A 24,276-nucleotide genomic window follows, 5' to 3' on the forward strand; every position below is an offset into this window, starting at 1 on the left:
AGCCTCTCTTGTTATTATCCCGGCCACTATTTATTAATGGGCAAGAAAATTACGAGGAGTCAGTGTTTTACCAGGTTAATAGTTACTAAAAAGGATACATATGCAGTTGGTCAAAACGCAACGAGATACACTGCTCAGGCCATTACAAGTCGTAAGCGGGATCGTTGAGCGTCGCCACACGTTGCCAATTCTGGCCAATTTGCTAATCAGTAAAAAAGGACCGGACATTTCTTTCCTCTCTACCGATCTTGAGTTGCAAATCACCACGACAGCAGATTGCGGAGCTGGTAAAGGTGAAGTTGCCACCACAGTAGCAGCGCGTAAATTACTAGACATTCTCCGCATTATGCCTGACACCGAGATAACGATATCTTTGTTTGAAAAACGACTAATAATGCAAGCTAACAAAAGTCGTTTTCAGTTACAAACGATGCCTTCTGAAGACTTTCCAACGATGGCCGAAGTCACAGATTACACTGCAAGCTTTAAGTTGCCACAACGCAAATTTCGTCAATTACTGACCATGGTGCATTTTGCGATGGCGCAACAAGACATCCGTTACTACCTGAACGGGATGTTACTCATAGTCGACGGCGAAAAAATCATTGTTGTGGCGACAGACGGACATCGTTTAGCTTATTACAGCACAAAGATTGATGGCAAAAAATTTACTACTCTCCAAGAAGTAATTATTCCGCGCAAGACGATTCTAGAGCTACACCGTTTAATAGAAGACATCGACGACACTCTGCAAATCGACATCGCACAGAACCAAGTTAAGTTCCATTTTAAACAGGTCGAGCTTGTATCAAAACTTGTGGAAGGTAAATTTCCGGATTTTACTCGAGTAATTCCAGCCGAGTACAAGAATAGTTTTGTAATTAACCGTGAAAAGCTCTATCGTTCTTTGCAACGCGCGGCCATTGTTACCTCTGATAAATTCAAAGGTGTACGTTTTGCAGTGAGTGATGATCTACTGAAAATTAGTGCGAACAACGCTGAGAACGAAGAAGCACAAGAAGAGCTTGAAATCGACTACAGTGGTGATGTACTCGAAATTGGTTTTAATGTTACGTATCTTTTAGATGTACTTGCCAATCTTAAAGTGACACAGCTCAAAATTAGCCTAGGCGACGCAAATTCGTCAGCCTTAATCACGTTGATTGATAGCGATGAATTCAAATATGTCGTAATGCCGATGCGCATTTAAGATCAGTATCTCAACATGTACAGGAGCCTAGCAAATTTTGGGGTTTTCTAGAGGTTTGTCCATTTTTTGTGACAAATAAGTAATCACACAGTAAATCAAAGATTATCATGAGCGCAGAACAGAGGCAGCGGATCGAGAATGGTTACGGCGCCGCTCAAATTCAGATCCTTGAAGGTCTCGAAGCTGTACGTAAGCGACCGGGTATGTACATCGGAGACACTTCCGACGGTACAGGTCTACACCACTTGGTGTTTGAGGTACTAGATAACTCAATTGACGAGGCACTTGCAGGTTATTGCGATGACATTCATGTCACGATTCACGCAGATAATTCTATTTCCGTCAAAGATAATGGTCGTGGCATTCCAACTGACATTAAGTTCGATGACAAGCATAAACCAAAGCGTAGTGCAGCAGAGATTGTCATGACGGAACTACACGCTGGCGGGAAGTTTGATCAGAACAGCTACAAAGTATCGGGTGGTTTACATGGGGTTGGGGTTTCATGTGTAAATGCATTGTCAGATTTTTTGCATTTGACAATACGACGTGACGGCAAGAAATACCAGATGGAATTTCGTCATGGCGTGCCACAAAATCCAGAGATCCAAATGCTGGATAGTGTTGAGATATCTCCTCTCAAGGTAATTGGCGATACGGAAAAACGTGGTACGGAAGTGCATTTCTTCCCGGATGAAAGCATTTTCGGTAAAGTCGAATTTCATTACGACATTTTGGCCAAACGCATGCGCGAGTTGTCATTTCTAAACAATGGTGTGCAGATTCGTTTGTCAGATCTGCGCACAGGTAAGGAAGAGAAATTTGCTTTTTCGGGTGGCATCAAAAGCTTTGTCCAATATATCAATAAATCGAAGACCATTTTGCATCCAAATGTTTTTCACGTGAAGGGTGAAAAAGAAGGTATTGGTGTAGAAGTCGCTATGCAGTGGAATGATAGCTACAACGAAAATGTACTGTGTTTTACTAACAATATTCCGCAACGTGATGGCGGCTCGCATTTGACAGGCTTGCGGGCAGCGATGACACGTGTGATTAACAAGTACATCGATGTCAATGAGCTGCTGAAGAAAGCCAAAGTTGAGACCAGCGGCGATGATATGCGCGAAGGACTAACCTGTGTGCTATCGGTGAAACTACCGGAACCGAAGTTCTCCTCACAGACCAAGGATAAGCTGGTATCGAGTGAAGTACGAGCGCCAGTGGAGGAATATGTAGCCAAGGCACTTGAAGAATTTCTGCAGGAGACCCCGGGCGACGCAAAAATAATTTGCAACAAAATTCTCGAAGCAGCACGTGCGCGAGATGCAGCGCGGCGCGCGCGAGAGATGACACGCCGTAAGGGCGTGCTCGACGGAGTTGGACTACCAGGCAAGTTAGCAGACTGTCAGGAGAAGGACCCTGCATTGTGCGAGATCTATGTTGTCGAAGGTGATTCTGCAGGAGGATCAGCTAAGCAAGGACGTGATCGTAAATTTCAGGCAATTTTACCGCTACGTGGCAAGGTATTGAACGTTGAGAAGGCGCGTTTCGAAAAACTGATCTCTAGCGATCAGATTGTGACACTAATTACTGCATTGGGCTGTGGAATTGGTAAGGATGACTACAATATCAAAAAGCTACGTTATCATCGTATCATAATCATGACAGATGCCGATGTAGATGGCGCACATATTCGTACGTTACTCCTGACGTTCTTCTATCGCCAGCTCCCGGAACTGATCGAGAATGGTCATGTATATATTGCACAACCGCCCCTATACAAAATTAAATCGAATAGAGATGAACGTTATTTAAAGGATGCGACAGAGCTACATCACCATATGATAAGCTTGGCACTGGAAAACGCAGCATTGGTTCCAATGAAAGATGCTGCGCCAATCACAGGAGAAGCGCTAGGAAAATTAGCTCGTTCGTATTTGCTGTCAGACGAAATAATTACACGTATTGGACGATTCATCGAGCCAGTGGTTCTCCATGCGATTACGGATGGCATCATTATCGACTTGAGCAATGAGGCAGCTGCTAACGCAACAGCACAAATTCTACGCAACGTCTTGAAAGATGATCCATTGGCACAAGAAATTGTTGTACATACCTTGTTCGATGAAACAGCTCAGCATCAAGCTTCACTTCGTGTGGAGCGGCGTCACCATGGCAACGTAAAGGTCAGTATTCTTGATGAAAATTTCTTGAAGACAGAAGATTTTGAGCAATTACAAAAGACTGCTGAGACATTCAATGGCTTAATCCGTGAAGGTGCACTGATTAAGCGCGGTGATCGTTCACAAGCTGTGAGGAACTTCAAGAGTGCGATGCGTTGGTTAATGACCGATGCTGAGCGTAATGTTAGTAAACAGCGCTATAAAGGTTTGGGTGAGATGAATGCTCAGCAGCTTTGGGACACAACGATGGATCCAATGACGCGCCGTTTACTACAGGTTAAGATCGAAGATGCGATCGCTGCTGATGACATTTTTACAACATTGATGGGTGATGATGTCGAATTGCGACGTGCATTCATCGAAACGAATGCCTTGCGCGCAGCAAATATTGACATTTAATATGTTCCTCTCGCGTTCTCAAATAGAATATACACAGACTGCTTCTTCATCCTCTTAAGAGCCTCTGATTGTTATGCATATAACTTGATCCATTTACTGATTTTTTTTCCGTTTTTTTCGATATCACAAGCGTTGTGGTACTTAATTATCTACTACTTGTGCAATTAATGAGTACCACAGCACTCAGCATCTGCTGCAAAACCGTGATGGAAGCTTCTCATACCAAATTTAGCATCCCTCCAGTCCTTGCATTACTTTGATAATGATGATATCTCGTCTTCTTCTCTGAGAGACCATACAAAATTGTCAATTTACGTTTCTTGAATACATAGAATACCTACTCCTTTCATTCTCAAACTCCTCATAAGCCTCTCATCTCCACTCATATGGCACTGAATACCTTCGTGCGAGCGTTATTAAAAGTTTTCGGAATCTTTAAGCGAAAAACCATAACAGAAGCAAAAATAAGCAGAGACGAACTCCACCCTGTCATCCTCAAAACTAGTAATTACATACAGAAAAAACCAAGCAGTCTACCGCTTAACCTTCTAGATCTTAAAAAGATCACAGTTGAAGATGTGATGGTCCCACGTGCGCACATCGAAGCACTTGATATCTCTGCCCCACTAGAGGAACTTCTACAACAATTGGAGATCTGCTACCACAACAAACTACCTGTCTACGACACTGAAATTGATAATATCGTCGGCATCCTTCATATACGTTGCATGCTTTCGGTCCTCCGAAATTCTGATAATTTAACAGTCGACACGCTTCGAAATAAATTGGTAGAACCATACTTCATCCCTAGCGACACGTCCGCGTTGCAACAGCTTCAATACTTTGAAGAAAATCACCGGAGCGTCGGCTTAGTCGTTAATGAATATGGTGAGGTGAAAGGACTCATAACAAGTGAAGACATTATTAAAGAGCTAATTAGTGAATTCACGAACGACTTACGTATTATCTCAAACTATAACCAATCAGGCTGGACCTTGAAGGGGGACTGCATCATTAACGGCGCGGTGAGCCTACGCGATATCAACCGCCAACTTGGCATACAACTATCAACAAAAGGCCCGAAAACACTCAATGGGCTGATTCTCGAGACGCTACGCGAAATTCCAGAAGCCTGCGTCAGTATGGAAATCGACGGCTGCCGCATGGAAATCATGAAAATCGATAATCAAGCAATTCAAACCGTACGTCTTTTCCGACCAGCCTTAAAACCTATCGTACAAGACCATTAATAAGATTAAAACTAACTCATCATGCTTCAAAAAGAACCCATAAGTGACTTCTGATTTAAGATTTAATTATTAATATCAAAGAATCGTTTGGGAGTGTCTCCCATTTCTTTTAATCGCTTTTCTTTTGCCTCATCCACTTGCCTATATGATATATTTCTGCGGCAGAGAACATCGATCCTCATAGATTATGATGAACAAGCAAAGATACCATCATCGACATACAATACGCAAAAATTAAGGTCGTGTTAATTACATCTCAAAATTATAGAAAAATCGTTGCTAGAAGATGCTATATCCACTCAATACATAGCAATTTATTCACAAACGTAAACTGATACTTATAGAAACCAAGTCAGTGCTTTAAAAATAGACAGATTTTTCATGTGAGATCAATATCTTTGACAACCTTTTTATGATATGAATGATTAGTTCCTCCATGTCCTTATCCAAGATCACTCAAAGATGGAATTAGAGCGGCTTCGACATTGAAGTCTCGACGTTCGAGGAATTGTGTAGGCTTTTACCACCTAACAATAAACATTTCAGGACAACCTTAGCAGCCATTGTGTTAGCTTTGAGAATGGCAGCCTACCTCATGCAGCGAGATGTGCATCGCTATAAACAACCCTTAAGTCTCAGTAAAGCCTTTCAGAAATTTATTTCATAAACAACATCCATCACCGATGAAACCAGCTAAACTCAAAGTGAATAAATCAACAGGGTATTCAACCTACTGGTTAATGACTTAACACAACAGGTCCACTACATTCATGTTAGTGATCGAAATAATATGCGCACCAGCCTTAGCTATCGTACAGATTTTTCCATCACTATGTATCACCAATGCCAACTCTGGTGCCATATGAATAAGGCCTACAGCCCTATCAGCAATGCTTCATTTACAAAATCCACTATTCGTAAAGATTCTCGTACAACTCCCCATCGGGGTTTATTTTACACTTTTCGCACTTCTTGGTCTCATTGGTGGACTGATTGTCAACATGACTATCAAGTACCTACCAGTAATCATCGAACGCACTTGGCAGATCGAATTTCTGACCATGCAACACAGCACAAACAATACAGATATCCGCTGCTATTCATCAGTATGTGGAAAAGAATCTATCCTAAATTGTTTTCATTCAACGACATCAGATAACCGCACTAGACGCACCATCATCCTAATCACATCGATAATACTCGGCACGTTGATTGGATCGCGCTTCGGTCCAACATGGCAGGCAATAGGAGCAATGATATTAGCCTATGCGTTAATCACGCTTGCAGTAATAGACGCCGATACGCAGCTGTTACCAGATATCATCGTGCTGCCACTCTTATGGGTTGGACTGCTGTGCAATCTCGGTCATTGGTTCACCTCATTGCCAACTGCTGTGATCGGTGCCGCTGTTGGTTATTTAAGCCTATGGCTGCTTTACTGGCTTTACAAGTTGTTTCAGAAGAAAGAAAGCATGGGGTTCGGCGATTTCAAATTAGCCTCTCTGCTAGGCGCATGGTTCGGATGGAAAGCACTTCTTCAGATTTTCACAATCGCATCGCTTCTCGCACTCTTCGTGACAGGCATAATATGGCTGAATCGGCCCCTCGAGCGTCATCAACCATTTGCTTTCGGGCCATTCCTCACCTCAGCTGGTCTCGTTACCTTATTATGGGGAGATGGATTCACATACTGGTTGGACATTTCTTCGTGATATATCGAATTGGCCTAACCGGTGGAATCGGCAGTGGTAAAACAACTGTCGCAAACCTCTTTGCCAGACATGGCGTCCCTATTATCGATACAGACAGCATCGCACACGAAATAACCTCATCTCATGGTGCAGCCATGACATCAATCCGAACAACGTTTGGCTCAAACTTCATCGCTCCAGACGGCTCACTCGACCGAAACCGCATGCGAGCACTTGTTTTCAAAGATAAAAAAGCAAAAGCAGCACTTGAAGCGATCACTCACCCGCTCATACGCGCCAAATGTGAGCAAGCTTCTTCTAAATCCAATGAACCTTATCTAATATTCGTTGTCCCCCTGCTCATTGAATCCAAGGCATGGTGGCGGCCACGCATACAGCGCATTGTGATCATCGATTGCGAGGAAGAAACTCAAATCGCACGTGTAATGGCCCGCAACAACTTCACACGTGAACAAGTACTCTCCATTATTGCGCGACAAGCTGGACGTGCCGAACGACGAGCATCTGCGGATGACATTATCGACAATAACGACCGTGCTCCACCGATCACCTTGCAGGTAAAGTGCCTGCACAAACGCTATCTCAGCTTAGCAAAAAAGACAGCCAAGGAGATCTCATGGCAATAAAAATATGTAGGTTTTTCGTGAATCCATTGTAAAGTCCATAAAACCATACACATTGCCACTGTGCGAAGTAGGGCATTAGAATATGGCAGATACTACATTAACTTCTTGGACTGACGCGCTTGATCCTGTACGAATATCCACTAAACGAACGCATTCGAACACTACTGCGACTGGAAGAATTGTTCCAACACTTCACATTCTTCATCGCTCAAAATCAACCACTTAATCATCATACCGCACTTATCAAACTATTCGAGATCGCTGATATCGCCGGCCGCTCCGACCTGAAGACTGATCTCATCAAAGAACTCGACCGTCAGCGGCAAGGGCTAGAAACATATCGTGGAAACCCTAATATCCAGATAGATACCCTTGAAAACCTTATCGAAAAAATTAAGCGAACATTGCTAGATTTGAATAAAATTATTGGAAAACTAGGGCATCATCTCAATGATAACGAATGGTTATCATCCATTCGTTATCGTTCCGTGATTCCTGGGGGGACATGCTGTTTTGATTTACCTGCTTATTACGCGTGGCGTCATCACCCCGCAGAAGAACGTAGGGAAGACATCGAAAAATGGATTGCGCCGCTGTTACCACTAAACGATGCAATCACTATCATCCTCGGGCTTACCAGAGAAACCGGTCATATCAGCAAAGTTATAGCGGAAAATGGTAGCTATCAAAAAACGCTGACAGGGCGGGTTCTCTATCAACTCATACAAGTACAAGTAACTGCTACTTTAAATGTCATTCCTGAGGCTAGTGCCAACAAATACATGCTATGGGTACGCTTCACTGACCAAGATGGTGACATGCGCCCAAGGCGCATTACTAGCAATGTGCCTTTCCTACTCACTCTCTGTAGTCTTTAAATCTTATGACGACTTTCATCAACTGTCCAAACTGTGGGGAAAGAATATTATGGGGGCCAGAAGCACTCTTTCGTCCGTTTTGTAGTGATCGCTGTAAAAAAATTGACATGGGCGCCTGGGCCACCGAGAAATACACTATTCCATCAGAAACAACGGAAGATCCAGCAAGGAAAAACTTGCTTCCCTCCATCGAGGATTTATAAGATATTCCACAACATATCTCAAAGCGCAAATACAAAACCAGTTAAGATTTTTCTAGATATCCAATTCACTCTCTTTCGCGTAGAGTATCATCAATCATCCCCCACCAGTTCTGCCACCAGAAAATTCACTATAGATAATACTGTAGGTAATAGTGGTACCAAGCTGAACGGTGGCTTTTGCCACATCAGCACCTGTCCTTCACGACCATGAGGTACGCCAGTCCAAGCTCTCACTTTACAGAAATATAAACGTACATGAGCATGCGGATAGCAGTGCTCTAACACTTTCCATCGTTCACAACGCTTAACTGTCACCCCCAACTCTTCATGTAATTCACGCTCAAGTGCAGCCTCAACCGTCTCACCAACTTCAATCTTTCCCCCAGGAAATTCCCAATAACCTGCATAGGATTTACCGGCTGGCCGCTGTCCTAGCAATACAACGTCATCGGGCTGATCGATCATTATACCGACAGCAACTTCGATGACAGGACGCCGGTCCAGCGCTGTATTAATAACAGCAGCAATCATAAGGATATTTATTTAAAAGAGCTGGACTGGATAGCATCACAATTTTTCCCCGCCCAATCGCGTGCAAACTGAAAAGCGACACGACCCGAGCGTGAACCACGCTCTAACGCCCACATCAGCGCTTCTGGACGTACCAAATCAAAGGTGTTTTCTGCGATACCAAAGTGTTTAAGCCAATGTTCAACAATCATCAGGTAATCATCTTGCTTAAAGGGATAGAAGCTCATCCACAGCCCAAAACGTTCTGACAATGAATTCTTCTCCTCAATTACCTCGCCTGGATGAATTTCGCCATCTTCTGTGTGACGATAACTTTCATTGTCACGCAAATATTCCGGCATCAAATGCCGACGATTTGAAGTTGCATAGATCAGAATATTATCCGATGAGCCGGCAATCGACCCATCAAGTGCCACTTTAAGTGCCTTATAGCCTGACTCTCCTTCCTCGAAGGACAAATCATCGCAAAATACGATGAATCGCTCGATACGTTCAGAGATAAGACTAACAATATCACCAAGATCTGATAAATCATCCTTGTCAACTTCGATGAGACGCAATCCTTGCTCGGAATAAGCATTCAGACAAGCTTTGATCAACGAGGATTTTCCCGTACCACGAGCACCTGTCAATAGCACATTATTCGCCGGCTTACCACGCACGAACTGCCATGTATTTCTTTCAATCACCATTTTCTGATGGTCGATATTTTTCAAATCTCGCAGGTTAATAGGAATAACACGGGGCACCACTTGTAAATAGCCGGACCCCTGCTTTTTACGCCAGCGAAACGCCCTCGCTGTATACCAATCGATTTGCGGCACAGCAGGCGGCAACATGGATTCCAGACGTGTCAGCACGCCTTCGGCACGTGTCAAAAATTGATCAAGCTTATCCATATGTATCAAAGAGCCTCACACGCTCTGAAAATGAGTACTTATCAGGTAAAAATAATCAAGAACGGTAATCAGCATTTATTTTCACGTAATCATACGATAAATCACATGTCCACACTGTCGCATGTGCATCACCACGTCCAAGCACTACGCGCACTATGATCTCCGATTGCTGCATGACACGCTGACCATCTTCCTCACGATACTCGGGATGACGACCACCCGCACGAGCAACAAAAACATCATCAAGATATAAATCAATTTGACTCACATCAAGATCGGGCACCTCTGCATAACCAATAGCAGCAAGGATACGTCCTAGGTTTGGATCCGAAGCAAAGAAGGCTGTTTTCACCAACGGTGAATGGCCGATGGCATAAGCAATTTGACGGCATTCGGAAACGTTACCCCCCCCCTCAACAGTAATTGTAATAAATTTGGTCGCGCCTTCAGCATCCCTCACAATCAATTGTGCCAATCTCTGCGACAGAGATAATATGGCATTGCGGAGGATAAAGTATTCTGGAGAATCAGTTCGTGTAATTTCTGGCAAATCCGTCTGTCCAGTCGCAACAACGATAAATGAATCGTTCGTGGAGGTATCTCCATCTATTGTGATAGCATTGAAAGAAAGGTCGGCCACATCTTTCACCAATGTATTGAGCACAGGCTGCGTTACACGAGCATCAGTACATACAAAACCTAACATGGTCGCCATATTCGGGTGAATCATGCCAGCACCCTTACTGATACCTGTTAGCGTTACACAATGATCATTGATCGTGATTTGATGCGAAGCTGCCTTCGGCAGGGTGTCCGTCGTCATAATCGACTGAGCGGCTTCAAACCAATTTGTACTCTTTAAATTTCCAATGGCTTGCGGTAATCCTGAAATTAAACGATCCACCGGCAGTGGCTCCATAATAACGCCTGTGGAAAATGGTAGTACTTGATTCGGCTCTATACTCAACAAATCTGCGAGTGCAGCGCACGTCTGACGTGTTGCCAGAATACCCGATTCGCCAGTACCTGCATTAGCATTACCAGTGTTCACAACGAGCGCCCGAATACCAGCACTCGCAGAAAGATGTTCCTGACACACGGTCACTGGTGCCGCACAGAATCGATTCTTCGTAAAAATTCCTGCGACTCTACTACATTCAGCCAAATGAATGACTAACAAGTCTTTACGATTTGGTTTGCGGATATGCGCTTCAGCCCATCCTAGTTCAATACCGGGGACGGCATATAATTGCACAGGTTTGATCAAGGGGAAATTAACAGCCATGAGTACCAACCCAAAAGAAGGAAAGAAAACACATTGACGTCAAAATAGCTTATGGAAAAGAACCGAAATCCTACAGCTTACACATTACATATCTCAAAGCAGTCTGCCGTGACAATACTTATATTTTTTGCCGCGACCGCAAGGACATGGCTCATTGCGCCCAACCTTCGGTAAAAAAAGTTCACTTTCGGCCGAAGTAGAAATGGGAAACGCAGACGATGCGTCGCCTCTTAAGTTTTCGGCCATCTCTCCATGCTGTAAATCAACGTTAGCCAATTGACTGATACCACGCCCAAATTCCTCCGACACCAGATCAATTTCTTCCGAGGATTGAATACGTACATTCATGATGGCACGCGTCACGTCGAACTTAATGGCATCCAGCAACTGCGAGAACAAGTCAAACGCTTCACGCTTGTATTCCTGTTTCGGATTCATCTGTGCGTAGCCTCGTAGATGAATCCCCTGACGCAAATGATCAAGCGCCGCTAAATGTTCTCGCCAATGTATATCTATACTTTGTAACATTACGGAACGTTCAAAACCAGAAAATGACTCTCGGCCGACCTGAGCAACCTTAGCGTTATATGAGACTTCAGCAGCCGCCAACACCTGTTGGCGGATATCTTCATCCTCAAGATCAACACTATCAAGTTTTGATATTAATGGCAAATCGAGCTGCCACTCTTCCGATAATTTCCTTTCGAGCCCCTGCAGATCCCATTGCTCCTCGAAGGAGCGAATAGGTACGAAGTTACGCAAAATGTCATCAAATACACTTTGACGCATACTGGCGACACTTTCAGAAATATCGATGGCTTCAAGCAACTCATTACGCTGCTGATAAATAACCTTACGCTGATCATTCGCTACGTCATCATATTCAAGTAGCTGCTTACGCACATCGAAGTTACGAGCTTCGACCTTACGTTGCGCCGACTCAATCGAACGTGACACGATACCAGCTTCAATCGCCTCACCTTCCGGCATTTTTAGACGGTCCATGATAGCGCGCACTCGGTCGCTTGCAAAGATGCGTAAGAGCGGATCTTCCAGTGACAAATAAAAACGTGAAGAGCCAGGATTCCCCTGTCGAGCAGAACGGCCACGCAATTGATTATCAATCCTGCGTGATTCATGACGTTCAGTGCCAATTATATGTAAACCACCAACCGCTGTGACCTGCTCATGCAAACCTTGCCATTCATCATGCAATTGCTTCACGCGCCTAGTCTTTTCCTGACTAGTAATGGTCGAATCGGCCTCAACTATAGCCGCCTGCTTTTCAACATTACCCCCCAATACGATGTCCGTACCACGCCCCGCCATATTTGTAGCGATTGTAATCACTCCCGGACGCCCTGCCTGAGCAACAATTTCAGCCTCACGTGAGTGTTGCTTAGCATTGAGCACCTGGTGAGATAATTTTTCGCTGACTAGTAACTGCGACAGATACTCTGAGGTTTCAATCGATGTCGTCCCAACAAGCACTGGTTGCCCACGTTCGACACAACCCCGAATATCTTTGATAATCGCATCGTATTTCTCTTTCGCCGTTTTATAGATCTGATCTTGGCGATCCTGACGCTTATTTGGACGATTAGTAGGAATAATAACCGTCTCAAGATGATAAATCTCATTAAATTCGTAGGCTTCAGTATCAGCGGTACCTGTCATCCCAGAAAGCTTCGCGTACATGCGGAAATAATTCTGGAAAGTGATCGACGCCAACGTTTGATTTTCGTGCTGGATATGAACACGCTCTTTTGCTTCAATAGCTTGATGCAAGCCTTCCGACCAACGACGACCGCTCATCAAACGACCAGTAAATTCATCAACAATAATAATCTCATTGTTCTGCACAACATAATGCTGATCACGATGAAACAGCGCCCGCGCGCGTAAGGCAGCGTACACATGATGCATCAGAGAAATGTTATGCGGGGAGTAAAGGCTCTCGCCTTGCGAGATCATGCCCCACTGTAACAAAATCTGTTCCGCCTTTTCGTGACCTTGTTCAGTTAAAAAAACCTGTCGAGCCTTTTCATCGAGAGTATAATCACCCGGCACTTCGACACCTGTTCCATCTAATTTTTCTTCTCCAATCTGACGTTTCAACAGTTTCGGCAAGCCGTCTATCTTAAGGTACAGTTCAGTGTTGTCTTCCGCTTCACCTGAAATAATCAACGGTGTACGTGCTTCGTCAATCAAAATGGAATCAACCTCGTCTACAATTGCGTAGGACAAAGTGCGTTGCACGCGTTGATTAGTCTCGTAGACCATGTTGTCACGTAGATAATCAAAACCAAACTCGTTATTGGTGCCGTAAGTGATGTCTGCAGCATAAGCGGCTTGCTTTTGTGCATGCAGCATCTCAGAAAGATTGATACCAACTGACAGACCCAAGAAGTTATACAGTCCCTCCATCCATTCAGCATCACGCTGCGCCAGGTAATCATTCACTGTAATCACATGAACGCCCTTCCCAGCAAGTGCGTTTAGGTAGGCTGGCAGCGTAGCTACAAACGTTTTTCCTTCGCCCGTGCGCATTTCAGCAATCTTACCGTAGTGCAATGCCATCCCACCAATTAACTGTACATCGAAATGACGCATTTTGAGTACACGCTGGCCGGCTTCGCGGCAAACCGCGAATGCTTCTACGAGGAGCGAATCGAGGACAGCTCCTTGCGCTAAGCGTTGCTTAAATTCATCGGTCTTGCCGCGCAGCTCAGTATCGCTCAAAGCAACGATTTTTGGCTCGATTGCATTAATTGCCTCGACAATTTTCTGGTAGCGCTTGATGAGCCGTTGGTTGCGGCTGCCAAATATTTTTTGGAGAAGGCCAGGGATCATCGGATCATTAGTTAGTATGACTGCGATTCACTCCGATTCTGGATACATCGTCAGAACGGATTTTCACAAATATTCAAAAGGAATATTTTAGCATGACGTGTTACAACGAGCTGTTACTCTAAAGTATTTGGTTTAGTAAAGTAAATATAGTGGCATGTTGCTAGTCAGTATGACACATCCAGTTTAAGGAAGATTAAGCAGTTACTTAGATAGATCTCGAGATTGTGTACTTGCCAGTTAAGAATTTTTTAATCCATAGAAAGTGGCAAGTTCAAATTTCATCGGCATCGAACTATTAAAACCACGAACGTGCTTTATTACAACTATAACAACAGTACATGTTACAATTGAGCCTTACGTAGGGTCATGAAGAATCATCAGAAGATGATTGTGGCTTTTTTTGTTTCTGAGATCCAATACAACTGGTTTCTAAAACCTGTCTTTTTCGTTTATCTCTCATGTCGAGTCAATCTGCTACCCCTTCCGTGGCAGTCTCCGCGTTAATCACGCAAGGTGCGTCATTTAGTGTGTTAGCTGCCCTCAGTTTTTCACATCTGCTCAACGATATGATGCAATCGTTAATTGTAGCAGTCTATCCATTACTGAAGATCTCGTTTTCCCTAAGTTTTTCAGAAGTTGGCCTCATTACGTTCATATACCAAATGACGGCATCGGTACTACAACCCCTTGTCGGTATATATACAGATCACCATCCCAAACCCTATTCTTTACCTATCGGAATGGGCTTCACGCTGATGGGGCTTCTTTCCCTGTCTTTTGCACCAAATTTCGTATGCCTACTCGTTGCCGCAGCCCTCGTGGGAATTGGTTCATCAGTCTTTCATCCGGAATCGTCACGCGTTGCACACATAGCCTCAGGAGGGCGGCATGGCATGGCGCAGTCGCTATTCCAAGTTGGCGGTAATGTTGGTTCGTCGCTCGGCCCACTGTTGGCAGCGCTAATCATAGTCCCGAACGGACAAGGTAGCCTAGCATGGTTTTCACTTGCCGCACTCATAGCAATCTTTGTTTTGATACAAGTAAGTCGTTGGTATGCAATACAACGTGTAGTACAGAAGAACAAGCCTACTAAGACTCGTAGACATTCAATGTCTTTAAATCGCAATAAAGTGCTACTCGCGATTGGTATTTTGCTATTGCTCATTTTTTCAAAATATTTCTATCTAGCAAGCATCAATAGTTATTTAACGTTCTACCTTATTAGTAAGTTTCATATTTCATTGCAAAATGCACAGGTACATTTGTTCGTTTTTCTATTCGCTGTAGCAGTAGGCACAATAATTGGCGGGCCATTGAGCGACTGCATTGGTCGTAAAGCTGTAATTTGGGGATCTCTCCTAGGGTCAGCGCCATTTGCATTGATATTGCCTTACGCCAATTTATTTTGGACAACCATCCTCACCATATTGATCGGCGTGATTTTGGCATCAGCATTCTCTGCAATTCTAGTATATGCACAGGAGTTGGTACCAGGCAAAGTCGGTACGGTATCAGGTTTTTTCTTCGGTTTCGCATTTGGCATGGGGGGTATCGGTGCAGCGGCGTTGGGTATACTGGCAGATGTCAGAAACATTGACTTTGTTTACCATATTTGTTCATTTTTACCACTACTTGGGATTTTCACACTTTTCCTGCCAGATCTAGAAAACCCCAAGCGGGTCGCAATGTAACCGCTAAAAAAATCAAGTGCCAAAATGTCAGTCGATATCTATTTTGAGATCATAGCGCTCTTCTTCAAAATAAAGCGGACTATTGAGCTCCCTCCTCTGCTCTTACTATCTATCGCACAGAAGAGGGCTTCGCTCACCTATGTGAGCAGTACATGTCCGCCAATCAGAAATGGAGAGAGAAACTTGAATCGACACGACGAAATAATAAAAGTGTGCACCCATTCTCAAGACTTAACATCAGCCCAACAATTTGGAGTCTCATAAAGCCGTACGTGAGTAAGACAGAGATTCGAACCATAGTACGCATCAAAAATACCTACAAGCATCTTAAACGCGATATTGGCTAAATTCTCGACAGTCGGGATACAATCAAGAACAACCGTCTTATGGTCTTTCAGGGATGTCAAAAAATTGCGTACTTCAATATCACCTTGATATACGATAAATGCGTGATCCCACATTGATACCAAATGCTCATTAGCCAGTGCTTTAACGTCAGCAAAGTCCATTACCATACCGTTATCAAAAGCACCCTCCTCACGCTTCATTTCCCCCATCAGGGTAATCTCCAGGACATAACGATGACCATGCAAATTACGACATTGGCTACGATGATCGGGAATGCGATGACCTGCATCAAATTCAAGTTTTCTAGTAATCGTAATCACGGATAATTCAAGGGATATTGACGTATTTGTGCATCTGAATGGACAACGACCAACGTGGATCCTGCTTGCAATAATCAATTGCTAATCGCGTATTTCTTTCACGTAACGGCCCATCCATCGGTTGAAGATAGAAGTATTTAAAATCGAGTTCTTGATAATTTTTCAAAAGTTGGCCGCCTTGTGGGACTACGACCTTTAGCTCATCACCTTGCGTAACGACGAGAGGCACACCCACCTTCGGACTGACGCACACCCAATCAATTCCAGCAGGCACCGGCTGCGTACCATTGGTCTCAATGGCAATCTTGAAGTTTTCCATATGCAAAGCATCGATGAGTGGTGCATCCAATTGCAGCAGAGGCTCCCCCCCCGTGCATACAACGAATCGATTAAACTGGTCTGCCTCAGGCCACCGCGCCACAATTTGCGTAACCAAATCAGAAGGTGTCCGAAACTTACCTCCATTCTCCCCGTGAGTGCCAACAAAATCGGTATCACAAAATTGACAAAAAGCCTCTGCACGATCTTCTTCCAGTCCATTCCATAGATTACATCCCGCAAAACGGCAAAATACCGACGGACGGCCAACATTAGCTCCTTCACCCTGCAAAGTATAGAAGATTTCCTTAACAGCATATGCCATTTGCTTTACCTTTCTCGCCATCCTGTGATTCTGATATAAATTGCGTCACCGTTTTTCTATCACACCATGCATCGAAACCTCGACGGCGTAACTGACAAGCCGGGCATTTGCCACAGCCATATCCCCACGGATGTAACTCATCGCGTATGTTCAAATAACACGTGTGTGTATCCTCACAAATCAATTTGACAAGTCTATCACCACCAAGATCATTTGCTAGCTGCCATGTTTCTGCCTTGTCAATCCACATCAATGGTGTCTTGATAATAAAATGTGAGTCCATCCCTAGGTTGAGCACGACCTGCAGAGCCTTCATAGTATCGTCACGGCAATCTGGATAGCCGGAAAAATCTATTTCGCACATTCCACCCACCAAAACGCCTAAGCCACGGCGATAAGCGATGGCTGCACCTATCGTCATAAACAACAGATTACGGCCAGGCACAAACGTATTCGGTAAATTACCAGCCTCCATAGTGATGGCCACCTTTTGTGTTAAAGCGCTATCCGTAATTTTACCCAACACCGAAAAATCGATCAGATGGTCTTCACCAAGTTTAGATGCCCATGCTGGAAAACACTCTCGAATTTTGGCCAGTACATCAATACGGCATCTAAGTTCTGCTTTATGTCTCTGGCCATAATCGAAACCAATCGTCTCGACATACGAATAACACGACAATGCCCAAGCCAAGCAAGTCGTGGAATCCTGTCCCCCAGAGAACAGAACTAAAGCGGTATCAGTGGCTGATGTCATGATCATCCAGAAAGTCAGGAAAATAACAAGTCACTCGATAGAGCAATTAGCGGTACCCCCCAACGCTCCTCGCCGATTGAAACTCCATATTAACGCAACATGCTACTAAAAATGGCAACTCGTCTTTTCAAAGAAAAAAAGGGCTTGCATTTTAAAGCAAGCCCTTTGATTTTGGTGGCCTGGGTCGGAATCGAACCAACGACACGCGGATTTTCAATCCGCTGCTCTACCAACTGAGCTACCGGGCCAAGACCCGAGAATTATATTCAACTCTTTGAGTCACTGCAAATCTTTTATTTTTCACTTCTCACCGAGAAAGAATTCGGAAAATACTGATCTCCCAAAAGAATAACCACCAAATAATCTTACATTTATCAATTCAAGGCTTGCTTTTATTCAGCTCCACGCCTAAATGTTTAAGCTTACGATATAAGTGAGTGCGCTCAAGGCCAGTTTTTTCTGCAACACGGGTCATACTACCATTCTCCTTTGCAAGATGATATGCAAAATAAGCACGCTCAAAGGCATCACGTGCCTGTCTAAACGGCACATCAAACGCAATATCAAAAAATGATGTTTCCTCTTCCAGCAGAGGCCCCTTAACATGGTCTCTTCCAGGAACATGAACTGCAGCGATACCATTCCCATTAAACTCTAAGAATTCTCCCCACACCTCATTTCCAGTCAATACTCCTAATTCATTTTCATCATCGATTTCAAATGTGATCGGCACCAAAGCTGGTGCTTGCTTACCACGGGCCAGCCCACTCTCCACAGACTTTAACAGCTTTTGCAACGCAATCGGTTTTTCAAGAAAATCGAGTGCTCCAATCTTAGTAGCTTCTACCGCAGTATCGATCGTTGCATGTCCTGACATCATAATCACTGGCATCGTCAACTGCCCTTTTTCTGCCCATTCTTTAAGCAAGATCAGACCATCGGTATCAGGCATCCAAATATCAAGTAACACAAGATCCGGTGTAAGCCGTTCACGGTAAATTCGCGCTTCTTGCGCATTTTCTGCGATATCGACAACATGTCCTTCATCACTAAGGATTTCTGAGAGCAGTTCCCGAATACCCATTTCGTCATCTACCACCAAAATGGTTGCCATCTACACTACCTTCGTATTGCCTGTCGATTTCATGCTTGGCAGTTCTAAATCGACAGCCAGTTGAGTGAATAAAATCGAGATCTGCGCACCACCACTGCCTTCATTTTCCGATAATGAGCGGTTACGAATATCGATATGCGCCAAATGTTCATCAATAATTTTTTTGACGATTGCCAACCCTAATCCAGTACCTTTAGACTTCGTGGTCACATATGGCTCGAAAGCACGAGCTAAAATGTGATTTGGAAACCCTGGGCCACTATCCGTGATCGTCAAACGCACTGCGGTGCGTTTTGGTTCTCTATCCACACTCACATACTCTACCGTCTTCGTTTCCACGATAATCGGCCTATTATTATCGGCAACACCTACCGCATCTTGTGCATTTTTTAACAAATTGTGAATCACTTGACGTAATTGTGTTGAGTCACCTCGAATCACTGGCAAATTATTCTCTAACACTGAACAAATCGCACAGCGCCCCTCATCCACACCATACAATGTTAATACATCACCGACCAATTCATTAAGCTGTAAGGAATGCATTACTGCCACAGGCAAACGGGCGTAATAACGAAAATCGTCAACCATCCGCTTCATCGCGGCAACCTGGTTAACGATAGTTTCTGCACCACGCTTGAGCACCATAGCATCTGACGGGGATAATTTATCAGCCAACTTCATCTGTAACCGCTCTGCTGAAAGTTGAATCGGCGTAAGCGGATTTTTAATCTCGTGTGCCAACCTCCGTGCCACTTCTGCCCACGCAACTGAGCGCTGTGCTGAAATAACATCGCTGATATCGTCGAATACAACCACATACTCACCGCCCGAAACAGCCTTCTTCGCGACATCCACTTTACCAGACGGCTCGGGTAAACGGGTTCCACGCACAAGTAAAATCACTGCATCTTTTTCTCCAGGCAAAGTCAACTGGATCTGCTCTTGCCAATGTACAGGATTAGGTTCGTTGTTCGCCTCTCGAGCCGAGAAAGTATTGTGTAATGTTTCAGTGAACTCGACAAGCGCAGGAATCTGGGCTGGCATACGCTTAAATTTTCCATGAAAACTTTGCTTGAAGATGCGTTCAGCCCCTGAATTTGCTATTGTCAATCGGAATTCAGAATCGAACACAAATACCCCTGCAGTCAAATTAGACAGGATACTCTCTAAGTGAGCCTTCGAGCTTTCCAAAGCTACCCTATTGCGTTCAACAGTCGCACGCGCATCAGATAATTGTCGCGTCATTGCGTTAAAGGCCTGGGTCAGGAACCCGAGTTCATCATTTGTCTGAAGCTCACCCTTCGGGGATAAATCACCCGCCGCCACCTCCTGCGTACCCTGCGAGAGCATCAACAAAGGTCGAGCCAACTGATTACCCAGCGCCAACGCTAATATCATCGCAACAAACAGCGCCAAAAAGAGTGACAATGTCAACATGCCAAGATACATTTTTCGTAGTCCAGTACGACCAAGTGCCTTCTCTTGATATTCACGATACGCCACCTGCACAGCCTCTGCATTCTGTGTCAAGTTAAATGGCACCTGTTGAATTACTTGCAAAAAACGCTCGCCATTCTGTAAATGTGACGAATAGATTGAGGGAATCCGTACTACAACCCTCCAACGCAACTGATCGTTCGCCTCTTGCGAGTGACAGTCATAACCTTCACCACCACCCTCAATTGCCATATAACCACGAGGATGTGCCCGCGCCTGTCGCAACATTAGAGAAGTGGGCAAATCAGGTAAAAGTGACGTAAAGTTACCCGAAGCGGAAGCCTGTACACGCCCTGCACCATTAATTACAGTCGCATGTTGCAAGCGAAATTGGTCGCTCATACGAATCAGCATGAGTGTAGTATTTTTGTCTCCATCGGCCGCAAGCGCATCAGCAAGGAGCTGTGCTTTAGTCCCAATATCCGAAAGTCCATTCTTGAGTACCGCACGGCCAAGTTCAAGACCAGAATCTAGTGCTTTTTCAACACGAACGTCGAACCAAGATTCAATGCTACGTGAAACAAACTGTAATGAAACTAGATAAATTATCCCTCCTGGCAGTACTCCAGCTAATGCAAAGAAAATTGCCAGCTTCGAGAGCAGTCGCGTACCGAATTTTCGCTGACGTAATCGTAGCAAAATCAAGAAAACCAAACCACCTAAAATGAAGACAAAAATACAGGCTACAGCAACATTCGCCGCATACAACAATGAATAATAACGATCAAAGAATTCAGTATTGGCACTCGCAATAGCTAGCAAAGCGAACAAACCCAAAGCCACAAGAGCCATGGTACAGACCAAAGTACGTATCACAATTCGCTTAAATAGAGTGCTGTTATTACCAAACACGATTAAGACTCTGTGATAAAAGCGATAAATGCAACTCTGATACCACGTTAATTAAAAAAGACTCGTGCATATGCTCAGAAGCAGCAGGAACAAATAGGAATCTCGCCCAATCCGAACTCATCTTCCAGTCACGATTATTAACAGCATTGATCTGGAATGGTTTTGGCATCAATGCATTGTCAAGACGCATCCGGACTGACGCATGGTAAACATTATCCCGCTTAACAAGTCCTTCCTCGATGATGCGCCAACCACTCACATTGCGCACCATCACCAGTGCATCACTGAGGGAATAGAAAGTAAGCTGCAACCCTCCGTTGCTCGATACTCGGTACTGTTGAGTAAGCGGCTGAAACCAAAGTCGCACGCTTTTTGAACTGTTTACTACCTTTTGATCAAACCAATACCAGCGTGAACGCGTCAACTCAAAGTCCGTTGTAAAATAAAGCGAAATTCCTCGTTTTACAGCATCTTCTAGGTTGTTGTTCAAATCGAATGCAAATCTAGCATCAAGTGCCCAGCCAGAGTCAACAGATTTAATCCGTGCCTCACGCACCTGAATTTCATTGTCGGCAAGCACAGTACCTGTAAAACACAGGGCAAACGATGTTATCAGGGGGAGTAGGTAACTAAGGAAACGTGATAGTCGCATCACCTTTTCTGGAAACGTGCGTAAAAAAAACCATCATGGTCACCGTCAGGGGTCATCAATAATTGACCAGGAGCACTCAATCGTACCGCATCCGGATGGGCATTTTCAAACCATTGCGCTTGTGCTTCATTTTCAGCGGGAAAAATCGAACAAGTCACGTACAACAACTGCCCCCCCCTGGCTAAAGTACACCACAACCCGTTAAGGATACGGCGCTGTTCCTTGACTAGTGAGTCGATGTCGCTCGGACGCCTTAACCAGCGAATATCGGGATGACGTCGCACGACTCCTGCTGCAGAACACGGAACATCAGCAAGAATTCGATCAAACGGTTGTCCGTCCCACCATTTCTTTGGATCTCCAGCGTCACCAATCTTAACATTCGCGCTAAATCCTAAGCGTTCGAGATTTTCGTAAATTCGATTCACACGTATGAGGTCTCTATCCAGAGCCAGTAATTCGATATCGGCCAATTCGAGAAGATGTCCACTTTTACCGCCAGGTGCCGCACAAGCATCGAGCACACGCATTCTGTCTTTCGCCCCCACTAGTGCCGCCGCATGCTGAGCACCTGCATCTTGTACAGAGAGGAGCCCTTCATAAAAACCAGGTAGACGATTCACTGGTACCGCAAATGCCAATCGTAAAGCTGCTGGACCAACTACATGGGAAAGTATTCCTTCCTCTGCTAACATTTTTTTAGCCGCATCGATACATAACTTGCGTGTGTTAACACGCAATGTCATCGGGCCACGTTGATTGCCAGCAGTGAGCAAAGACATCCATTGTTTTGGCCACGCCGCCTGCACAGCATCGATCCACCATTGTGGATAATTCCATCGTGCTTCTGGTTGCAATGCAATCTGTGAGAGCAAAGCATGACGTTCACGCAAGAAGCGTCGCAGAACAGCATTAACTAGTCCTTTAGCCCCGAAAGTTTTAACTCCTAAAGCGACTGCCTCAACGGCTTGATTAACTACGGTAAAATCACTATATGCAGCATGCTCACGAGGCTCCTGAAGCAAAGCCAATGCACAAAGCAAAATATCCCTCACACGTCTTTGCAAGATAGGTTTGACTAAAATATTCAATAAAGCACGACTACTCCCGAGGTGTCGCACCGCTCGGTAAGCAAGATCTTGAGTAGCCCCACGAGATCCATTAGGTGCCTTCAATATGGCCTGAGCAAGGGCCATTGGTAAGCCAGCACCATTTTGCACAGCTTCAAGAACCTGCGCAGCACGTTGCAACGAATGAGCTAAAGATTCGGTTGGTAGCACAGATTGGAACATCAGCGCTCAAAAAAAGATACCCGCATAAGGACGAGTATGAATTAATTGGATTCGAGTGTATCTGTAGCAAAAATGAGAGAAAGAGATGCGTGAGCAATCGATCCCCTGACAGAATAAACAGATCACGCCCTCAATCAAGCAGGATATTGTCCAGTTCTCGCCATTTCCATGAGGCGCGTAATTCGATCTTCCGTATCAGGATGGGTAGAAAACAAATTGTCAATTTTACTGCCTGACAAAGGGTTTATGATCATCATCTGTGCCGTGGCCGGATTTGCTTCCGCCGCCACAAAAGTCATACCATGAGCATAACGATGAATCTTATTCAGCGCCATAGCTAAGGCCCGTGGATCACCTGAGATATACGCACCACCACGATCCGCCTCGAATTCACGGGATCGCGAAATGGCCATCTGAATTAACAAGGCTGCAAATGGAGCAAGAAATGACACAGCAATGTTCGCAATCATATTCGTTGGACGACCATTCTCGTCACGCCCCCCAAAAAACATCGCGAAGTTAGCCAATGCGGAAATTGCACCTGCCATCGTAGCTGAAATTGTTGAAATTAGGATATCTCGATGCTTCACATGTGCAAGTTCATGCGCCATCACGCCACGCAGTTCGGACTCAGATAATAAACGCAAAATACCAGTAGTAGCCGCTACGGCGGCATGGTCTGGATTGCGGCCCGTTGCAAAAGCATTCGGTACATCTTCGTTAATTAGATACACCTTCGGCATTGGTAAGTTCGCACGCTCTGCCAACTCACGTACTATATTGTAAAGCTGTGGCGCACTAGATGAATCGACTCTCTCTGCGTTGTACATGCGGAGAATCATTTTGTCGGAGAACCAATATGAGAAAAAATTTATGCCGAGTGCGAAGAATAGCGCCACCATCATTCCTTTTTGTGCTCCAATCATGGCACCCACCACCATGAACAACCCGGTAATAGCGGCCATCAGCATGGTGGTTTTCATCCAGTTGAACATTCTGCTCTCCTTACTTGGTAATTTGATTTGGTTTCCCCATGAAGACCACCTCAGTGAGCTTTTCTTAGCCAATACACAGTTAT

The 24,276-nt window shown here is 44.6% G+C and carries 18 protein-coding genes, 1 tRNA gene and 3 pseudogenes; 8 read left to right on the forward strand and 14 right to left on the reverse strand.

The window, feature by feature from the left end:
- The first annotated feature begins 100 nt into the window (after positions 1-100).
- From dnaN to BZL35_RS03220, 7 genes are all read left to right on the forward strand, one after another.
- Positions 101-1,210, forward strand: coding sequence for a DNA polymerase III subunit beta (gene dnaN, locus BZL35_RS03190; RefSeq protein ID WP_106182732.1), 1,110 nt, complete (start codon positions 101-103; stop codon positions 1,208-1,210).
- 107 nt (positions 1,211-1,317) lie between these two features.
- Positions 1,318-3,792 (forward strand): DNA topoisomerase (ATP-hydrolyzing) subunit B, encoded by a 2,475-nt coding sequence (gyrB, locus tag BZL35_RS03195; protein ID WP_106182733.1) that lies wholly within the window; start codon positions 1,318-1,320, stop codon positions 3,790-3,792.
- Positions 3,793-4,178: 386 nt separating this feature from the next.
- Positions 4,179-5,042 (forward strand): transporter associated domain-containing protein, encoded by an 864-nt coding sequence (locus BZL35_RS03200; protein WP_106182734.1) that lies wholly within the window; start codon positions 4,179-4,181, stop codon positions 5,040-5,042.
- Positions 5,043-6,043: 1,001 nt separating this feature from the next.
- Complete coding sequence (locus BZL35_RS03205; RefSeq protein WP_181276540.1) at positions 6,044-6,754, forward strand: prepilin peptidase; 711 nt, start codon at positions 6,044-6,046, stop codon at positions 6,752-6,754.
- Complete coding sequence (coaE, locus tag BZL35_RS03210; protein ID WP_106182879.1) at positions 6,754-7,380, forward strand: dephospho-CoA kinase; 627 nt, start codon at positions 6,754-6,756, stop codon at positions 7,378-7,380. The genes BZL35_RS03205 and coaE overlap by 1 nt, the downstream gene beginning before the upstream one ends.
- Positions 7,381-7,499: 119 nt before the next feature.
- Positions 7,500-8,258, forward strand: a complete 759-nt coding sequence (gene zapD / locus BZL35_RS03215) for a cell division protein ZapD (protein ID WP_106182736.1) — start codon at positions 7,500-7,502, stop codon at positions 8,256-8,258.
- A gap of 5 nt (positions 8,259-8,263) precedes the next feature.
- Positions 8,264-8,461, forward strand: a complete 198-nt coding sequence (locus tag BZL35_RS03220; RefSeq protein ID WP_106182737.1) for a DNA gyrase inhibitor YacG — start codon at positions 8,264-8,266, stop codon at positions 8,459-8,461.
- Between the two features lie 90 nt (positions 8,462-8,551).
- Here BZL35_RS03220 and BZL35_RS03225 read toward each other — a convergent pair whose 3' ends face one another.
- From BZL35_RS03225 to secA, 5 genes and pseudogenes are all read right to left on the reverse strand, one after another.
- Complete coding sequence (locus BZL35_RS03225) at positions 8,552-8,992, reverse strand: NUDIX domain-containing protein (RefSeq protein ID WP_106182738.1); 441 nt, start codon at positions 8,990-8,992, stop codon at positions 8,552-8,554.
- A gap of 8 nt (positions 8,993-9,000) precedes the next feature.
- Entirely contained in the window at positions 9,001-9,891 is an 891-nt protein-coding gene (locus BZL35_RS03230; protein ID WP_106182739.1) for an ATP-binding protein, read from the reverse strand.
- A 55-nt stretch (positions 9,892-9,946) separates the two neighbouring features.
- A complete protein-coding gene (gene argJ, locus BZL35_RS03235) occupies positions 9,947-11,176 on the reverse strand; it encodes a bifunctional glutamate N-acetyltransferase/amino-acid acetyltransferase ArgJ (protein WP_106182740.1) in 1,230 nt (409 codons plus the stop codon).
- Between the two features lie 93 nt (positions 11,177-11,269).
- A pseudogene (locus BZL35_RS05095) lies at positions 11,270-11,350 on the reverse strand (SEC-C metal-binding domain-containing protein); the annotation flags it as partial.
- Between the two features lie 77 nt (positions 11,351-11,427).
- Positions 11,428-14,029: pseudogene (gene secA / locus BZL35_RS03240) on the reverse strand (preprotein translocase subunit SecA); the annotation flags it as partial.
- Between the two features lie 458 nt (positions 14,030-14,487).
- Here secA and BZL35_RS03245 point away from each other — a divergent pair.
- A complete protein-coding gene (locus BZL35_RS03245) occupies positions 14,488-15,720 on the forward strand; it encodes an MFS transporter (RefSeq protein ID WP_106182742.1) in 1,233 nt (410 codons plus the stop codon).
- A 224-nt stretch (positions 15,721-15,944) separates the two neighbouring features.
- On the opposite strand, the gene queD is transcribed toward BZL35_RS03245, so the two are convergent.
- The 9 genes and pseudogenes from queD to htpX all read right to left on the reverse strand — a co-directional run bounded on the left by queD (position 15,945) and on the right by htpX (position 24,193).
- Positions 15,945-16,388 carry a 6-carboxytetrahydropterin synthase QueD gene (gene queD, locus BZL35_RS03250; RefSeq protein WP_106182743.1) on the reverse strand — a complete coding sequence of 148 codons (444 nt, stop codon included), beginning with the start codon at positions 16,386-16,388 and terminating at the stop codon, positions 15,945-15,947.
- Between the two features lie 7 nt (positions 16,389-16,395).
- Positions 16,396-17,031 carry a 7-carboxy-7-deazaguanine synthase gene (gene queE, locus BZL35_RS03255; RefSeq protein ID WP_106182744.1) on the reverse strand — a complete coding sequence of 212 codons (636 nt, stop codon included), beginning with the start codon at positions 17,029-17,031 and terminating at the stop codon, positions 16,396-16,398.
- Positions 17,015-17,794 (reverse strand): 7-cyano-7-deazaguanine synthase QueC, encoded by a 780-nt coding sequence (queC, locus tag BZL35_RS03260; RefSeq protein WP_106182745.1) that lies wholly within the window; start codon positions 17,792-17,794, stop codon positions 17,015-17,017. Before queC ends, queE begins: the two co-directional genes overlap by 17 nt.
- 166 nt (positions 17,795-17,960) lie before the next feature.
- Positions 17,961-18,036 (reverse strand) — tRNA-Phe (locus BZL35_RS03265).
- A gap of 131 nt (positions 18,037-18,167) precedes the next feature.
- A complete protein-coding gene (locus tag BZL35_RS03270; RefSeq protein WP_106182746.1) occupies positions 18,168-18,902 on the reverse strand; it encodes a response regulator in 735 nt (244 codons plus the stop codon).
- Positions 18,903-21,194 (reverse strand): sensor histidine kinase, encoded by a 2,292-nt coding sequence (locus BZL35_RS03275; protein ID WP_106182747.1) that lies wholly within the window; start codon positions 21,192-21,194, stop codon positions 18,903-18,905. It abuts the gene before it with no gap.
- A gap of 130 nt (positions 21,195-21,324) precedes the next feature.
- Positions 21,325-21,906, reverse strand: a pseudogene (locus tag BZL35_RS03280) (DUF4390 domain-containing protein); the annotation flags it as partial.
- Positions 21,906-23,198, reverse strand: coding sequence for a 16S rRNA (cytosine(967)-C(5))-methyltransferase RsmB (gene rsmB, locus BZL35_RS03285; protein ID WP_106182749.1), 1,293 nt, complete (start codon positions 23,196-23,198; stop codon positions 21,906-21,908). The gene rsmB and the pseudogene BZL35_RS03280, both read right to left, overlap by 1 nt.
- 134 nt (positions 23,199-23,332) lie before the next feature.
- Entirely contained in the window at positions 23,333-24,193 is an 861-nt protein-coding gene (htpX, locus tag BZL35_RS03290) for a zinc metalloprotease HtpX (RefSeq protein WP_106182750.1), read from the reverse strand.
- Positions 24,194-24,276: the final 83 nt, after the last annotated feature.

The organism is Candidatus Pandoraea novymonadis (genome assembly GCF_003004665.1).
GTDB classification, from domain to species: domain Bacteria; phylum Pseudomonadota; class Gammaproteobacteria; order Burkholderiales; family Burkholderiaceae; genus Pandoraea; species Pandoraea novymonadis.

What these genes read in the sequence shown, in the direction of transcription:
- dnaN (WP_106182732.1), top strand. Translation starts at nt 101, where the DNA reads ATGCAGTTGGTCAAAACGCAACGAGATACACTGCTCAGGCCATTACAA.
- gyrB (WP_106182733.1), top strand. Translation starts at nt 1,318, where the DNA reads ATGAGCGCAGAACAGAGGCAGCGGATCGAGAATGGTTACGGCGCCGCT.
- BZL35_RS03200 (WP_106182734.1), top strand. Translation starts at nt 4,179, where the DNA reads ATGGCACTGAATACCTTCGTGCGAGCGTTATTAAAAGTTTTCGGAATC.
- BZL35_RS03205 (WP_181276540.1), top strand. Translation starts at nt 6,044, where the DNA reads ATGACTATCAAGTACCTACCAGTAATCATCGAACGCACTTGGCAGATC.
- BZL35_RS03220 (WP_106182737.1), top strand. Translation starts at nt 8,264, where the DNA reads ATGACGACTTTCATCAACTGTCCAAACTGTGGGGAAAGAATATTATGG.
- BZL35_RS03225 (WP_106182738.1), bottom strand. Translation starts at nt 8,992, where the DNA reads ATGATTGCTGCTGTTATTAATACAGCGCTGGACCGGCGTCCTGTCATC.
- BZL35_RS03230 (WP_106182739.1), bottom strand. Translation starts at nt 9,891, where the DNA reads ATGGATAAGCTTGATCAATTTTTGACACGTGCCGAAGGCGTGCTGACA.
- argJ (WP_106182740.1), bottom strand. Translation starts at nt 11,176, where the DNA reads ATGGCTGTTAATTTCCCCTTGATCAAACCTGTGCAATTATATGCCGTC.
- BZL35_RS03245 (WP_106182742.1), top strand. Translation starts at nt 14,488, where the DNA reads ATGTCGAGTCAATCTGCTACCCCTTCCGTGGCAGTCTCCGCGTTAATC.
- queE (WP_106182744.1), bottom strand. Translation starts at nt 17,031, where the DNA reads ATGGCATATGCTGTTAAGGAAATCTTCTATACTTTGCAGGGTGAAGGA.
- queC (WP_106182745.1), bottom strand. Translation starts at nt 17,794, where the DNA reads ATGATCATGACATCAGCCACTGATACCGCTTTAGTTCTGTTCTCTGGG.
- BZL35_RS03270 (WP_106182746.1), bottom strand. Translation starts at nt 18,902, where the DNA reads ATGGCAACCATTTTGGTGGTAGATGACGAAATGGGTATTCGGGAACTG.
- BZL35_RS03275 (WP_106182747.1), bottom strand. Translation starts at nt 21,194, where the DNA reads ATGGCTCTTGTGGCTTTGGGTTTGTTCGCTTTGCTAGCTATTGCGAGT.
- rsmB (WP_106182749.1), bottom strand. Translation starts at nt 23,198, where the DNA reads ATGTTCCAATCTGTGCTACCAACCGAATCTTTAGCTCATTCGTTGCAA.
- htpX (WP_106182750.1), bottom strand. Translation starts at nt 24,193, where the DNA reads ATGTTCAACTGGATGAAAACCACCATGCTGATGGCCGCTATTACCGGG.